General features: G+C 61.8%; 16 protein-coding genes. 12 read left to right on the top strand and 4 right to left on the bottom strand.

Annotation, left to right across the window (positions count from 1 at the left end; all coding sequences use genetic code 11):
- The first annotated feature begins 10 nt into the window (after positions 1–10).
- The 3 genes from HQL44_11520 (at position 11) to HQL44_11510 (ending at position 2,276) form a co-directional block, all read left to right on the top strand.
- Complete coding sequence (locus HQL44_11520; protein ID MBF0269210.1) at positions 11–325, top strand: type II toxin-antitoxin system RelE/ParE family toxin; 315 nt, start codon at positions 11–13, stop codon at positions 323–325.
- Between the two features lie 34 nt (positions 326–359).
- A complete protein-coding gene (locus HQL44_11515) occupies positions 360–629 on the top strand; it encodes a helix-turn-helix domain-containing protein (protein ID MBF0269209.1) in 270 nt (89 codons plus the stop codon).
- A gap of 435 nt (positions 630–1,064) precedes the next feature.
- On the top strand, positions 1,065–2,276 hold the full coding sequence (locus tag HQL44_11510) for an MFS transporter (GenBank protein MBF0269208.1): 1,212 nt from the start codon (positions 1,065–1,067) through the stop codon (positions 2,274–2,276).
- Between the two features lie 231 nt (positions 2,277–2,507).
- On the opposite strand, the gene HQL44_11505 is transcribed toward HQL44_11510, so the two are convergent.
- Together HQL44_11505 and HQL44_11500 are read right to left on the bottom strand one after the other, a co-directional pair.
- A complete protein-coding gene (locus HQL44_11505) occupies positions 2,508–3,008 on the bottom strand; it encodes an N-acetyltransferase (GenBank protein MBF0269207.1) in 501 nt (166 codons plus the stop codon).
- Between the two features lie 11 nt (positions 3,009–3,019).
- Positions 3,020–3,823, bottom strand: coding sequence for a ChbG/HpnK family deacetylase (locus HQL44_11500; GenBank protein ID MBF0269206.1), 804 nt, complete (start codon positions 3,821–3,823; stop codon positions 3,020–3,022).
- A 74-nt stretch (positions 3,824–3,897) separates the two neighbouring features.
- Here HQL44_11500 and HQL44_11495 point away from each other — a divergent pair, with 74 nt between their 5' ends.
- From HQL44_11495 to HQL44_11485, 3 genes are read left to right on the top strand one after another with little or no spacing between them, the layout of a single operon-like run.
- Complete coding sequence (locus tag HQL44_11495; GenBank protein MBF0269205.1) at positions 3,898–4,176, top strand: DUF2249 domain-containing protein; 279 nt, start codon at positions 3,898–3,900, stop codon at positions 4,174–4,176.
- The gene (locus HQL44_11490; protein MBF0269204.1) at positions 4,173–5,438 is read left to right on the top strand and encodes a hypothetical protein; all 1,266 of its coding nucleotides are present in this window, start codon (positions 4,173–4,175) and stop codon (positions 5,436–5,438) included. The genes HQL44_11495 and HQL44_11490 overlap by 4 nt, the downstream gene beginning before the upstream one ends.
- A 36-nt stretch (positions 5,439–5,474) precedes the next feature.
- Positions 5,475–5,969, top strand: a complete 495-nt coding sequence (locus HQL44_11485; GenBank protein ID MBF0269203.1) for a hemerythrin domain-containing protein — start codon at positions 5,475–5,477, stop codon at positions 5,967–5,969.
- Here the strand turns inward: HQL44_11485 and HQL44_11480 are convergent.
- Complete coding sequence (locus HQL44_11480; GenBank protein MBF0269202.1) at positions 5,966–6,412, bottom strand: ligand-binding protein SH3; 447 nt, start codon at positions 6,410–6,412, stop codon at positions 5,966–5,968. The two genes, HQL44_11485 and HQL44_11480, sit on opposite strands and share 4 nt — an antisense overlap.
- Before the next feature lie 288 nt (positions 6,413–6,700).
- On the opposite strand from HQL44_11480, the gene HQL44_11475 reads away from it, so the two are divergent.
- The 4 genes from HQL44_11475 (at position 6,701) to HQL44_11460 (ending at position 10,890) form a co-directional block, all read left to right on the top strand.
- The gene (locus HQL44_11475) at positions 6,701–8,287 is read left to right on the top strand and encodes a Re/Si-specific NAD(P)(+) transhydrogenase subunit alpha (GenBank protein ID MBF0269201.1); all 1,587 of its coding nucleotides are present in this window, start codon (positions 6,701–6,703) and stop codon (positions 8,285–8,287) included.
- Between the two features lie 13 nt (positions 8,288–8,300).
- Positions 8,301–9,716: a Re/Si-specific NAD(P)(+) transhydrogenase subunit beta gene (gene pntB / locus HQL44_11470; GenBank protein ID MBF0269200.1), complete on the top strand. Its 1,416-nt coding sequence runs from the start codon at positions 8,301–8,303 to the stop codon at positions 9,714–9,716.
- 116 nt (positions 9,717–9,832) lie between these two features.
- Complete coding sequence (locus HQL44_11465) at positions 9,833–10,255, top strand: hypothetical protein (GenBank protein ID MBF0269199.1); 423 nt, start codon at positions 9,833–9,835, stop codon at positions 10,253–10,255.
- Positions 10,252–10,890: an NAD(P)(+) transhydrogenase (Re/Si-specific) subunit beta gene (locus HQL44_11460; GenBank protein ID MBF0269198.1), complete on the top strand. Its 639-nt coding sequence runs from the start codon at positions 10,252–10,254 to the stop codon at positions 10,888–10,890. Before HQL44_11465 ends, HQL44_11460 begins: the two co-directional genes overlap by 4 nt.
- Here HQL44_11460 and HQL44_11455 read toward each other — a convergent pair.
- Positions 10,879–11,856 carry an NAD(P)H-quinone oxidoreductase gene (locus HQL44_11455; protein MBF0269197.1) on the bottom strand — a complete coding sequence of 326 codons (978 nt, stop codon included), beginning with the start codon at positions 11,854–11,856 and terminating at the stop codon, positions 10,879–10,881. The two genes, HQL44_11460 and HQL44_11455, sit on opposite strands and share 12 nt — an antisense overlap.
- 68 nt (positions 11,857–11,924) lie before the next feature.
- On the opposite strand from HQL44_11455, the gene HQL44_11450 reads away from it, so the two are divergent.
- Positions 11,925–12,107, top strand: coding sequence for a DUF1192 domain-containing protein (locus HQL44_11450; GenBank protein ID MBF0269196.1), 183 nt, complete (start codon positions 11,925–11,927; stop codon positions 12,105–12,107).
- Between the two features lie 7 nt (positions 12,108–12,114).
- Positions 12,115–13,509: a DegQ family serine endoprotease gene (locus tag HQL44_11445; GenBank protein MBF0269195.1), complete on the top strand. Its 1,395-nt coding sequence runs from the start codon at positions 12,115–12,117 to the stop codon at positions 13,507–13,509.
- Positions 13,510–13,517 lie beyond the last annotated feature (8 nt).

The following is a 13,517-nucleotide window of genomic DNA, read 5'->3' as shown; positions in this document are numbered from 1 at the left end:
TAGTTCTGTCATGAGGGTCGTCGCCACCACGGGCTATGACCGCAGGGCGCGCAAGCTGATGACGGCGCTTGAACGCCAAGCGGCGGAATTGGAAATCGCCCTAGCGCCCGAAGCATGGCCAGTCATCCCTGGAACCGGAGGCGCGCGCAAGGCCCGAGTCTCCCGTGGCGGCAAAGGCAAAAGTGGCGGAGCGCGCATTATCTATTACGTTTGGCTGGGCGAGGATGCGCTGTACCTCCTCGACATCTACGCCAAGAACGAAAAGGAAAACCTGACTCATGCCGAGAAAAACGCCATCCGAAAGTTCCTTGAAAACCTCGGCTAAGCAAGCGAAACGCACGGCCCTGGGTCGGCGTTTGATGGCGGGCCTGAGGGAAATGGCTCAACATCGCATGGGCGAAATCGACCTGCCCAGCTATGAGGTTGCCGTGCCGGATGATATTGACGTGGCGGCGCTGCGCAGGCGTTTGGGCCTCAGCCAGTCGGCTTTTGCCCACAGCTTCGGCCTGGACGTAACGGCCATCCATGCCTGGGAGCAAGGACGGCGCAAGCCTGACCGCGCCGCTCGCGTGTTGCTGGCCGTCATCGCCAAAGAACCAGAAGCCGTTCGAAGAGCGCTCGCGGCGTGAGGTAAACAGATTGCCTACGATCTGGCGACGGTTGAAGCGGCCAATGGCACTTTGATTCAATCGCGCGTTAGGCCCTTTGCGGCGTAGGAGAGTTCATGCGATATGTAATTATGGCTTCAATCGGAGTAGTCCTTTGTGCTTGTGCTACAAAAAATGTAGTTGATCTAGGGGATAAGAGATTTAGGTTGGAGTATTCAGAACCGTTGGCTGCGCCGCATAGTGCTGCAAGCATTTTTGACTGGGAGTTGCGAGACCTTTGTCCGGCAGGATACACAAAAATTAGAGAAGATGTTGAGGTTAGGGCTGGAGATAGGTTCTTCATTTGGGAAGTGCGTTGCAAATAGCTTCATCCCCCAATTCTATTTATCCCAATATGAAAAATCTCTTTGCATCACCCTGTGGTAAAAAGCTGCGTCCAACCCCATACTTGATCGCATGACAAACGACAACCAAGCCATGAAGCGCCTATGGATCATCCTGATCTGCGGCGCCCTCATCCTCACCCTCACCACCGGCCTGCGCCAGGCGCTGGGTCTGTTCTTGAAACCCATGACCATGGATCTGGGCGTCGGGCGCGAAGTGTTCGGCTTTGGCATCGCGCTGCAAAATCTGCTTTGGGGGCTGGGGTCGCCCTTTGCGGGCGCCATCGCCGACCGTTTCGGCGTGGTCAAGGTCTCGGCCCTGGGCGGGCTGATCTATGCGCTGGGGCTGGCCGCCATGGCTTTCAGCACCGGCGGCACATCGCTGGTGCTGGGCACGCTGATCATCGGCATCGGTTTGGCGGGTGCTGGATTCTCGACCGTGCTGGGCGCGGTGGGCCGCGCAGCACCACCAGAGAAACGCAGCATGGCCTTGGGCATCGCCACGGCGGGCGGCTCGTTCGGCCAGTTCGCGGTGGTGCCTTTGGGCCATGTCGTGCTGGAGGGCTTCGGCTGGCAGATGGCGTTGATCATTCTGGCCGGGGTGGCGATGGCCATGTTGCCCTTGTCGTTGGGTCTGGCGGAAGGGCCGCGCCATGTGGCGACGCAGACGCAAAGTTTCAAACAGGCGCTGGGCGAGGCTTTCCGCCATCCAAGCTATTGGTATCTGGTGGCGGGATTTTTCGTTTGCGGCTTTCACGTCGCCTTCGTGGTGACGCATCTGCCCGCCTATCTGGCCGACCGCGCCATGCCGGAATGGCTGGGGGCTTGGTCGCTGGCGCTGGTGGGGCTGTTCAACATCATCGGCAGCTGGGGCTGCGGAGCCTTGGGCGGCAAATACAGCAAGAAGAATTTGCTGTCTTACCTGTATTTCGGGCGCGCCCTGGTCTTCATCATATTTATCTTCATGCCGCTGTCGCCCTTCTCTGTGTTGCTGTTCGCAGGCTCGCTGGGATTGTTATGGCTGGGCACGGTGCCGCTAACCAGCGGGCTGGTGGCCCAGATGTTCGGGCCTGCCTATATGTCGATGCTGTATGGCGTCGTCTTCCTGTCGCATCAGGTTGGCAGTTTCTTTGGCGCATGGCTGGGCGGCAAGGCCTTCGACCTGACCGGCTCATACGATCTGATGTGGTGGCTGTCGGTGGCGCTGGGCGTGTTTTCGGGCTTGGTCAATCTGCCGATCAAGGAAGCGCCGGTCGCCAGACTTGCCGCCAAGAGCGCCGAATGAATCCGAAATTGAAATTCGCCCTGATCATGCTGGGCGTTTTCGCGCTGGGGCTGATCACCGGCCTGTGGATTCTGCGCGGCACCGCCATCTTGATGGATTACAGTTTCGTGGGATGTATATAGGGGGGAGTTGATATTTTCTTGCCCCTCAGTCGCCGGGCGCTCACTCCGTTTGCTTGGCTCTCGCGCCATTAGGCGCGCGGCCCTTTGGGCCTAGTCGCTTCGCTCCGTTCTACAAACCTCTTTGCATCAGCACGCTGTCGTGCCAGCGGTCGAACTTGAACCCCACCTTGGGCAGCAGGCCCACGCGCACGAAGCCGTGCTTTTCATGCAGGCGGATCGACCCCGAATTGTCCGATCCGCCGATCACCGCCACCATCTGCTTGAAACCCCTGGCCCCGGCGTCAACGATCAGCGCTTCCAGCAGCGCATGGCCCAGCCCGCGTTGGTGGCAGGCCGGATCGACATAGACCGAATCCTCGCAAGTGAAGCGATAGGCCTCTCGCGTGCGATACAGGTTGGCATAGGCGTAGCCGGCGACGCGCCCATCGGATTCAGCGACCAGAAAGGGCAGGTTGCGTTCTTGCGCTTCGGCCAGTCGTCGGCGCATTTCAGCCAGGTTTGGCGGCTCGATTTCAAAAGAACCCGTGCCGTTCATCACATGATGCGCGTAGATGGCCTGAACCTGGACCATGTCTTCTGGCGTCGCGGGGCGGATGGCGTGTTTCGTCATGGTCGGGAAGATTATCGCAAGCCCATGGACAGCGCCACCCCGGCTTGCGCCAGATGCGTGGGGAAGAGATCGCCAGCCAGATAGGCCCGCTCGGCCTCGCGCGGCGCATGTACGGGATCGGGGCCGTCGATCAGGGCCGCATCGACATAGGCCGGATGGCACATGATCAGCAAATTCGGCTTCGCCCCGGCCAGGAAACGGGGGAACAGGATTTCGGGGGGCTGGTGCGGCCCCAGCAGATCGTAGGCGCCGCGAAAACCCTGGTTCGTCGCAATGCCCAGTCCCCTGGCCTGGCTGTGCAAGGAAAAGCCCAGCCCGTTCAGAGCCAGGGATTTGACGGGGTTGGGAGCGTTGCGAAACAGGCTGGGCAGCGGCTCCCACACGTCGCGCAGCCAGGCCCCTTTCAGGCGCGAAGTCATCACCTTCAAGACGGCGTCGCGGATGGTGGGCAGGACATGCACATGCTGATGTCCGTCCAGATAATCGGGCAAGCGGCCCAATCCTTGCTCGAAAGCGTCGATCTGGCGGTTGATCTCGGCCTCGATGTCGGCTTGCTTCAGGCGGCCAAGATAAGCCTGTTTGGCAAGCGCACCCAAAGTGGGATGGGGCGGCAAGGTGGTCAGGGTCAGATGCAGGCCGATCATCGCCTGGCCCGCCAGGGGCTTTAGCAAGGAAGCCGTCTCCAGCCAATAGGGCGCATGGGTCATACAGGAGGCAGCACTCAGGCGGTTTTGCGCCAGCAACTCGGCGATGGCGCGCCCGACGCCGGGGGAAAGCCCGAAATCGTCGGCGCATAGATGGATGGGAATAGTCATAAGCCGATGTTCGGCAAGGAATTACCCGAAGTCAAGGAAGCTGGTGGGTGCGCAGGGCTAGTTTGCCCCTCATGATGGCGCACATGAACGAAGAATTGGCGACGAACAAGGTATGGCAGGCCCAAGATGGCTGGCATATCGACGTGCGCGGGCTTCAGCCCCCCGAACCCATGGTTGCCATCATCGGCCTGATCGAAAGGCCCGACGTGGGTTCATGCGTCGTGGTTCATCATGATCGCGAGCCGTTCTTTCTTTATCCCGAACTGGCCGAGCGCGGCTGGCGCTGGCGATTGGCGCCCGCTCCGGCGGGCGAGGTGCGCTTGGAATTGCAGCGCGAAGGTTCGGACCAATGATGATCATCGATCCATCGCAGAACGCCGCCGGACGCTTGCTGCCGCCCGACATTCCCTTCCGCTTCTTTGGCACCGCCATCTTCTTTCATATTCTGGCCTGGGCCGTTTTGGCGCTGAATGCCGCCAGCGCCGATGGATTAAGCTGGCCGGTGCTGGCCGCCCTGCACCTGATCACGCTGGGCGTGCTGGCGATGGTGGCGGCTGGGGCCTCGTTCCAGCTTCTGCCCGTGGCCACCAAACGGGCGGTGCGCGCACCCGTTCTATGCCGCGTTACTTACTGGCTGTTGACGGGCGGCGTCGCCTTGTTCGCGGCGGGCTTGGTTTTCGGACTCTCGGTTCTGGTGGCGGTGGGCGGCGGAGTGGCGGCCCTGGGGCTGCTGGTGATGGCCATCTTGCTGGTCGACAATCTGATGGGCGTCGAGGACATGCCGATCGTGACCGGCCATGCCTGGATCGCCGCCCTGTCCCTGGTGGCCGTGGAAGTGCTGGGCGGCTTGCTGGCCATCAATCTGTCCCTGGGCTTTCTTGACAATCGCTCTTCTCTGATGCTGGCGCATGGCATTCTGGCCGCTTTCGGATTCATGGGCATGCTGGCCCAGGGTTTTTCCACCATTCTGTTGCCCATGTTCGCCTTGTCCTTTGCCCCTTCTCAACGTTTGGGCAAGGGAGCGCTGTTGTGCAACGGACTGGGGCTGTTGTTCGCCGTGACCGGCGCTTTGATCGAGGAGCCGTCGCTGCTGGCGCTGGGCGGCGTTCTGGGCATTTGCGGCATGGGGATTCTGGCTTGGTCGCTGGCGGCGACCTATAGAAAGCGCATGCGCAAGCGCACTGGATTTTTCTTCCTGCCCATCTGGATGGGTGTTGCGGCCGGGCCGTTGGCTATTTTATGCGGCCTTGCCGCCCTGTTCGACCTGTTTGCCAATGCCGGAGCCTTGTTCGTCTGGATGGCAGTGGCCGGCTGGTTACTGACTTTTCTGATGGGCGTTCTGCAAAGAATCATGCCCTTCCTGGCCAGCATGCATTCGGCGACGGCGAAGGGCCGGACACCTCTCTTGTCGCAATTGATGAGCGAAGGCTGGGCCAAGGCGCATTTCGCGCTGCATCTGACGGCGGTTCTGTGCGTTGCTGCTGGATTTCTTTTCGAATATGTCCCGCTTGTGCAGGCGGGCGCGCTTTTTGGCCTTGCCGGGGCGCTGTCCTTCGCGGGCTATGGGGTCGAGTTGTTCAAGCGTGTGCGCCGTTTCAGGCTTGAGAATGCCTGACGGAACCAACAGGAAAGGTTGAAGACCATGTTTACGATATCGTCGAAGATCGGCCAATTGCTGCATCAAGATCATGTGCAGGCGATCGCGCTTTTGCAAAAGCTCGAACAATTCCTGGTCGCCCAAACTTCGAAGCGCCCGCCCGACTGTGCCAATGATGTCGTGAAGGCGCTGTTGAAAGACGTGGCCTACATCATCGATGACGAAATCACCCGCCATTTCGGCTTCGAGGAGGGACATCTGTTTCCCGCCCTGGCCGAAGCGGGCGAGACTGGGATGACGACCTTCTTGGCCCACGAACACGGCATGATCCGCCCGGTGGCGCAGGAATTGGGCGTCCTGGCCCGCGCCGCCATGCAAGACGGCTTCACGCCCGAAAGCTGGAAACAGTTCCACAGCCTGGGCCTCGAGATGGTCGAGCGCGAGGTGTTCCACATCCAGAAAGAGGAAATGGGCCTTCTGTCGGCCATCTCAGCGCTGCTCGATCCGATGACCGATGCCGAATTGGCGATGAAATTCTCGGAAAGCTAAGCGGCCTTCGCCTTCGCCGCCTGGGCCAGTTTGGCCTCTTCCTTCGAATAGGCCTTGCCCGACCACAGCATGCTGTAGGCGATTTCCTCGTTGCCGTTCTCGCACAATTCCAGCACCTGCTTGAACAAGGGCTGGAAGGTGGGCGAGCGGTGCGATTGCTCGTGCTCTTCGAAGCTGTTCCAGAAGGTGACGATCAGGGCCTCTCGGCCCTTGACGTCGCTTTCCACCGGCTGGCCGATGGTCGAGCCTTCATTCGAAATGCGCCCCGAATTCAGGCAGACGAAGCCGCCCACGAAGCCGGTTTCGGAATGATAGGTTTTCACATTTTCGCAAAGAACGGCCACCCGTTCTTCCAGATCGTCCACCGTAAAGGCCGGTTTCAGGATCACCCGGTTGACGGTGACGATGCCCGAACTGTCGAAACCGTCGATTAAGCCGCTCATGAACGCCTCCTTAGAATTTGGGATATAAGAGCATTTGCATTTACTCATGTAATAGGCGGTTGCTGGCCTTCAAGCCCCCCCGCCTGCGCTGCCCGCTAGTGGGGGGGCGGGGTGGGGCATCAGGGGTGGGGAAATGCTTATAAAATACGGGTATTTTCCTCTTCCTTCCTTGCCGGACAGGGTGCTCGCAAATATAGTACCGGCGGCAAGGGAATGGCGTCTGGTTCCGCTTTGGCGTTCCAGAGGTCACGAACGTCGATGGGTAACCTGAACAAGGCGAGACAACAAATGCCCCTCATCATAGGAATTCCAAGAGAGACATTTCCCGGCGAAAAGCGCGTGGCGACGGTTCCTGACGTCGTCGAGAAGCTGATCAAGCTGGGCTTTGAAGTTTGCGTTGAAAGCAAGGCTGGCGACGGAGCCAACTTCTTCGACGACGCCTATGTGGCGGCTGGCGCCAAAATCGCGGCGACGGCAAGCGACCTGTGGGCGGGCAGCGACATCGTCTTCAAGGTGCGCGCCCCCAGCGCCGATGAAATCAAGCTGATGAAGGAAGGTCAAACGCTGATCAGCTTCATCTGGCCCGCGCAGAACGAAGACCTGATGAAGCAACTGGCCGCCCGCAAGGTGACCGTGCTGGCCATGGACTCGTTGCCGCGCCAACTTTCCCGCGCCCAGAAGATGGACGCGCTGACGTCGATGGCGGGCATCGTTGGCTACCGCGCCGTCGTCGAGGCGGCCAATCACTTCGGCCGCTTCTTTACCGGCCAGATCACCGCTGCGGGCAAGGTGCCGCCCGCCAAGGTGTTCGTGGCGGGTGCGGGCGTCGCCGGTCTGGCGGCGCTGGGCACCGCCGTCGGCCTGGGCGCCATCGTGCGCGCCAACGACACGCGCCCCGAAGTGGCCGATCAGGTCAAGTCGATGGGCGGCGAGTTCGTGAAGGTGGACTATGAGGAAGAAGGCTCGGGCGGCGGCGGTTACGCCAAGGTGATGAGCGAGGGATTCCAGGCCGCCCAGCGCGAGATGTACGCCCAGCAAGCCAGGGAAGTGGACATCATCATCACCACCGCCCTGATCCCCGGCAAACCGGCGCCCAGGCTGATCACCGCCGAGATGGTGAAAAGCATGAAGCCCGGCAGCGTCATCGTCGATTTGGCCGCCGAACAGGGCGGCAATTGCGAACTGACCGAACCGGGCCAGGTGGTGGTGAAGCACGGCGTCACCATCGTCGGCTATACCGACTTTCCTTCGCGCTTGGCCAAGCAGTCCTCGACGCTGTACGCCACCAACCTCTTCCGACTGGCCGAGGAACTGTGCAAGACCAAGGACGGCAACATCGACGTCAACATGCAAGACGACGCCATCCGCGGCCTGACCGTCATCAAGGCGGGCGAGATCACTTGGCCGCCGCCGCCCTTGAATCTGCCCGCTCCGCCCGCCGCCAAGCCTGCTGCGGCGGTCAAGGCGCCCGAGAAGAAGTCGGGGCACGGCGCTTCCAGCGATCCGATGCCGCTCAAGAATCTGGCCATCGTCTTCGGCGTGGGCGCCCTGTTGTTCTGGCTGGTGGGATCTTATGCGCCCGCCAACTTCCTTAGCCACTTCACGGTCTTCGTGCTGGCCTGCTTCGTGGGCTATATGGTGGTGTGGAACGTAACACCCGCCTTGCACACGCCGCTCATGAGCGTCACCAACGCGATCTCCAGCATCATCGCCATCGGTGCCCTGGTGCAGATCGCGCCGCCGTTGGCCGAGGGGGTGGACCGACCGAATTTCTGGATCGGGGTGCTGGCCTTCATCGGCATCGCTTTGACGGCAGTCAACATGTTCGGCGGCTTCGCGGTGACGCGACGCATGCTGGCGATGTTCCGCAAGTAAGGGGAGACGGGAAATGTCTGCAAGTTTGGCCACTGTCTCCTATATCGGAGCCACCATTCTGTTCATCTTAAGCCTGGGCGGTTTGTCCAATCCGGAAACGTCGCGTCGCGGCAACTGGTACGGCATCATCGGCATGACAATCGCCGTGCTGGCCACCATTTTCGGGCCGCGCGTGTCGTCGGGCGGCATCGCCTGGATCATCATCGCCATGACGCTGGGCGGCGCGGTCGGCCTGTACGCCGCCAAGAAGGTCAAGATGACCCAGATGCCCGAACTGGTGGCGCTGATGCACAGCCTGGTGGGCTTCGCCGCCTGCACCGTGGGCTATGCCAGCTACATCGACACCTCGGTCGTGTTCACCGGCGCCGAAAAAGCCATCCACGAGATGGAGATCTATGTCGGCATCCTGATCGGAGCCGTCACTTTCTCAGGCTCGGTGATCGCGTTCGGCAAGCTGTCGGGCAAGATCGACGGCAAGCCCTTGCTGCTGCCCGCCCGCCATTTCATCAATCTGGCCGGTTTGCTGGTCGTGATCTGGATGGGCAACGTCTTCATCAACGCCGAATCGGCGTTGGGCGGCGTTTTCCCGCTGATCCTGATGACCGCCATCGCGCTGGCCTTCGGCGTCCATATGGTGATGGCCATCGGCGGGGCCGACATGCCGGTCGTGGTCTCGATGCTGAACAGCTATTCGGGATGGGCGGCTGCGGCCACCGGCTTCATGCTCTCGAACGATCTTCTGATCGTGACGGGCGCTTTGGTCGGTTCCTCGGGCGCCATCCTGTCCTACATCATGTGCCGGGCGATGAACCGCCATTTCATCAGCGTGATCGCGGGCGGCTTCGGCACCGGCGACGGCGGAGCGGCCAAGAAGGGCGACGCCGCCCAGCAGCCCGCTGGCGAGGTGGTTCCCGTTTCGGCCGCCGACACCGCCGAGTTGTTGCTGGAAGCCAAGAACGTCATCATCGTTCCCGGCTATGGCATGGCGGTCGCCCAGGCCCAGCATACGGTGTACGAGATCACCAAGATCCTGCGAGAGAAGGGCATCAATGTTCGTTTCGGCATCCATCCGGTGGCGGGGCGCATGCCCGGCCACATGAATGTGCTGCTGGCCGAAGCCAAGGTGCCCTATGACATCGTGCTGGAAATGGACGAGTTGAACGACGATTTCCCGACCACCGACGTGGCCATGGTGATCGGCGCCAACGACATCGTCAATCCGGGCGCCCAGGACGATCCCGACAGCCCCATCGCAGGCATGCCGGTGCTGGAAGTCTGGAAGGCCAAGACATCGATCGTCATGAAGCGCTCGATGGCGTCGGGCTATGCGGGCGTCGACAATCCGCTGTTCTACAAGGAGAACAATCGGATGCTGTTCGGCGACGCCAAGAAGATGCTGGACGAGGTGCTGGCTGTCATCAAAGGCTGACCCCGCCAGTTTCATGGCTTGAACGGATCGGTCGCCAGCTACCCTGCTGGCGGCCGATTTCGTTGTAATGGGCCGCGATTTCTGGGACCATGGCGCGCTGAAACGAAAGGGGCGTCATGGATCCGCAAACGCTTGCCGAACAGGCCAAGGCATTGGCCGATCAGACCCAATCACTGGCGGCCCTGGCGGCCGATCTGGCCCAACAGGCCCAGATGCTGGGGGCCAAGGGCGCCATGGGCCAGCCGCCCTTGATCATGCTGTTCGCCGCCTTCGTGCTGGCCTGTTTCGTGGGCTTCCTGGCGGTGCAGGGATTGGCGGCGGCAAACCGCGACAAAGTAAAGGGCGCTCTTGGCGTCGTTGCCTCGTCGCTGGTCGTGGTGGCGATTTTGGCGGCCAGCCCTGGCGGCATGTCCTTGTCAAAAATTCTGGGCCTTCTCGCCCTGTGCCTTGCCAGCGAGGTTCTTTTCGGCTGCGTCGTCGCCAGCCAAAGATGGCTGGCCAGCCCAAAGGACCAGCACAAGACAGGAGAAGAGGCATGACTGGCGACGTCGCCTCGCTCGTCTATCTGGGCGCGATCGCGCTTTTTATCTTGGCGATTCGTGACATGGCGTCGGCGCAGGGCGGGACGCGGGGACTTGTTTATCTCGTGGTTGGCATGGCGGGCGCCATCCTGGCCGCCCTGATGCTGCCCAACGTGATCGCCTACACGTCCATCGCGGCAAGCATCGCCATCGGCGCGGCTGCGGGAACCGTGGCCGTCAAGCGGCTGAAGCCGGAACTGCTGGCGCAGGCGGTCGCCGTCATGCAGGGCTTGATCGGCTTGGCCGCCGTTCTGATCGCTGTTGCCGCCTTGCTGACGCCCGCCGTCTTCGGGATCGGCGTGTCGGGCCAGCTTCCCATCGGCCTGCTGGGCTTTTTATGGTTGGGGGCTGGTTTTGGCCTGGCTGGTTTTGCGGGATCGCTGCCCGCCTATGCCAGTAGGAAGGTGTCGCTGGACAATGGGGAAAAGCCCCTGTCTTTGCGCCTGTTGCTTGCTTCGTCCACGGGTTGGGCCATGGCCAGCCTGGGCTTTGCGCTGGCCAATCTGCTGTTGGTCGTGGCGGGCGGTCTGGTCGGAGCCGCCAGCATCGCCCTTGCCTTGCCGGAAGGTCGTGAAGCGGCGTCAGGCGATTAGAACGATCTTGCCGGTATGCGTCCCCGTTTCCATCAGCCGGTGCGCCTCGGCGGCATGCGCCAGGGGGAAGGTGGCGTGGATGACGGGTTCGATCCGCCCTGCCTCGATCCAAGGCCAGACGGTTTCCAAAATACCCCGCGCCATGCGGGTTTTGTCGGCCAAGGATTGAATGCGCAGCGTCGAGCCGGTCAAGGTCAGGCGCTTTAGCATCACGGGCATGAAATTGATCTCTGCGGTCGATCCCGCCTGATAGGCGATGTTGACCAGCCGCCCTTCGACAGCCAGGCATTTGATGTTGCGGGCAATGTAATCCCCGCCCACCATGTCCAAGATGACGTTCACCCCCTTCTTGGCGGTGATGCGCGCCACCTCCGATACAAAATCCTGGCAAGAAGAATCGATGGCGTGGTCGGCCCCCAATTTCAGGCAGGCAGCGGTCTTTTCCGCCCCCCTGGCGGTGGCGATGACGGTCGAGCCATAGGCCTTGGCGAATTGGATGGCGGTGGTGCCGATGCCGCTGGTGCCGCCATGGACGAGCAGCGTGTGGCTTGTCTCAAGCCTGCCTCGCTCATAGACATTGTGCCAGACCGTGAACAGGGTTTCGGGCAGGGCGGCCGCCTGGACAGCCGTCAACCCTTTGGGAATCGGCAGGCATAGTGAGGCGTCCGCCAAGCAGTGGTCGGCATAACCGCCACCGGTGACCAGGGCGCAGACGCTTTGGCCCAGCATGGATGGGGCGACGTCGCCCCCCAGGGCCACCACCTCGCCCGCCACTTCAAGCCCAGGAATGTCGCTAGCGCCCGGCGGGGCAGGATACAATCCCTGGCGCTGAAGAATATCGGGCCGGTTGACGCCCGCCGCCGCCACCTTGATCAGAACCTGACCCGAACCGGGTGCGGGCATGGGGCGGCTGGCGGGCCGCAGAACCTCTGGCCCACCCGGTTGGCTGATCTCAATGGCAGTCATGGTTTGCGTCATCGCTTGCGCCTGCTAAAGTCCAGGAAAGGGCATATCTTAGCATCGGGAAGCTCGCCATGAACATCGACGAACTGGAACCCAGGAAACCCATCGTGAAGCCTTCGGACCTCGGCGCCCTTTCGGTCGAGGAATTGAAGACCTATATCCAGGACCTCGAAGGCGAGATCGGGCGGGCCAAGTCCGCCATCGAAGCGAAAACCAAGCATAGGGCGGGCGCCGACGCCCTGTTCAAGAGGTAAGAAGCGCATGCGCATGTTCATTCTGTTGGCGGCAATGCTGTTCGCCTTTCCCGCGATGGCCCAAACGGTGCCGCAAAGCCGCGAACAGATACGCTTGACCTTCGCGCCGCTGGTCAAGGCCACCGCGCCCGCCGTGGTCAATGTCTATACCCGCAAAGTGGTGCAGGCCAGAGCGCCGTCGCCCCTGTTCAACGACCCCTTCTTTCGCCAATTCTTCGGCGAGCAATTCGGCATGGGCGTTCCGCAAGAACGCATCCAGCGATCTTTGGGTTCGGGCGTGATCGTCAGCGCCGAGGGCGTGGTGATGACCAACCATCACGTGATCAAGGATTCCGACGAAGTCACGGTGGTTCTGTCCGACAAGCGCGAATTCGAAGCCAAGATCGTAGGCGCCGATCCCAGAACCGATCTGGCCGTGCTGAAGATCGAGGTCAAGGGCGAGAAGCTGCCCTTCTTGCAGATGGGCGATTCGGACGCGCTGGAAGTGGGCGACATGGTGATGGCGGTCGGCAATCCGTTCGGCGTCGGGCAGACGGTCACCACCGGCATCGTCTCGGCCCTGGCCCGCACCTCGGTCGGCATCACGGATTTTCAATTCTTCATCCAGACCGACGCCGCCATCAATCCCGGCAATTCGGGCGGCGCCCTGGTCGGCATGGACGGCAAGCTGGCGGGCATCAACACGGCCATCTATTCCAAGGATGGCGGCTCGAACGGTATCGGCTTCGCCATTCCCTCCAGCATGGTCAAGGCGACGCTGGCGGGCATTCTGTCCACCGGCCATGCGGTGCGCCCCTGGTTGGGGGCATCGGGCCAGGAGGTGACCAGCGAGATCGCCCAGAACCTGAAATTGCCCCGGCCTTCGGGCGTGCTGATCACCTCGGTGGTGGCGCAAGGCCCCGCCGACAAGGCGGGGTTGCGGCGCGGCGACGTCATTCTCAGCATCAATGGCCATGACGTTTCCGACACCCAGGCGCTGCGCTTTCGCATCGCCACCTTGGGGGTTGGCGAAACCGCCGCCGTGAAAGGGCTGCGTCAGGGCCAAGACATCAGCTTGGCCATGCCCCTGATCGCGCCGCCCGAGAAACCAGCGCGCGATTTGACCGAGATTTCCGGGCGCAATCCCCTCTCGGGGGCGACGGTGGCCAATCTCAATCCGGCGTTGACCGAAGAGATGGGGATCGACGGCGCGCCCATGGGCGTGATGATTCTGTCCTTCAAGCGCGGCTCGCCCGCCCATCAGGTGGGGCTGCGCCCCGGCGATATCGTGGAAAAGGTGAATGGCGTGGCCATCGCGCTGGTTTCCGATCTGAAGAAACCCCTGGCAGGCCCCGCCAAGGCCTGGGCCATCCAGGTCAAGCGGGAAGGCAGACCGATCACCATTCAGGTGGGCGGCGGGTGAGCACGCTT

This window comes from Alphaproteobacteria bacterium, from assembly GCA_015231795.1.
Classification (GTDB): Bacteria; Pseudomonadota; Alphaproteobacteria; order Rhodospirillales; family WMHbin7; genus WMHbin7.
This window is presented reverse-complemented; position numbering and strand designations above follow the sequence as displayed.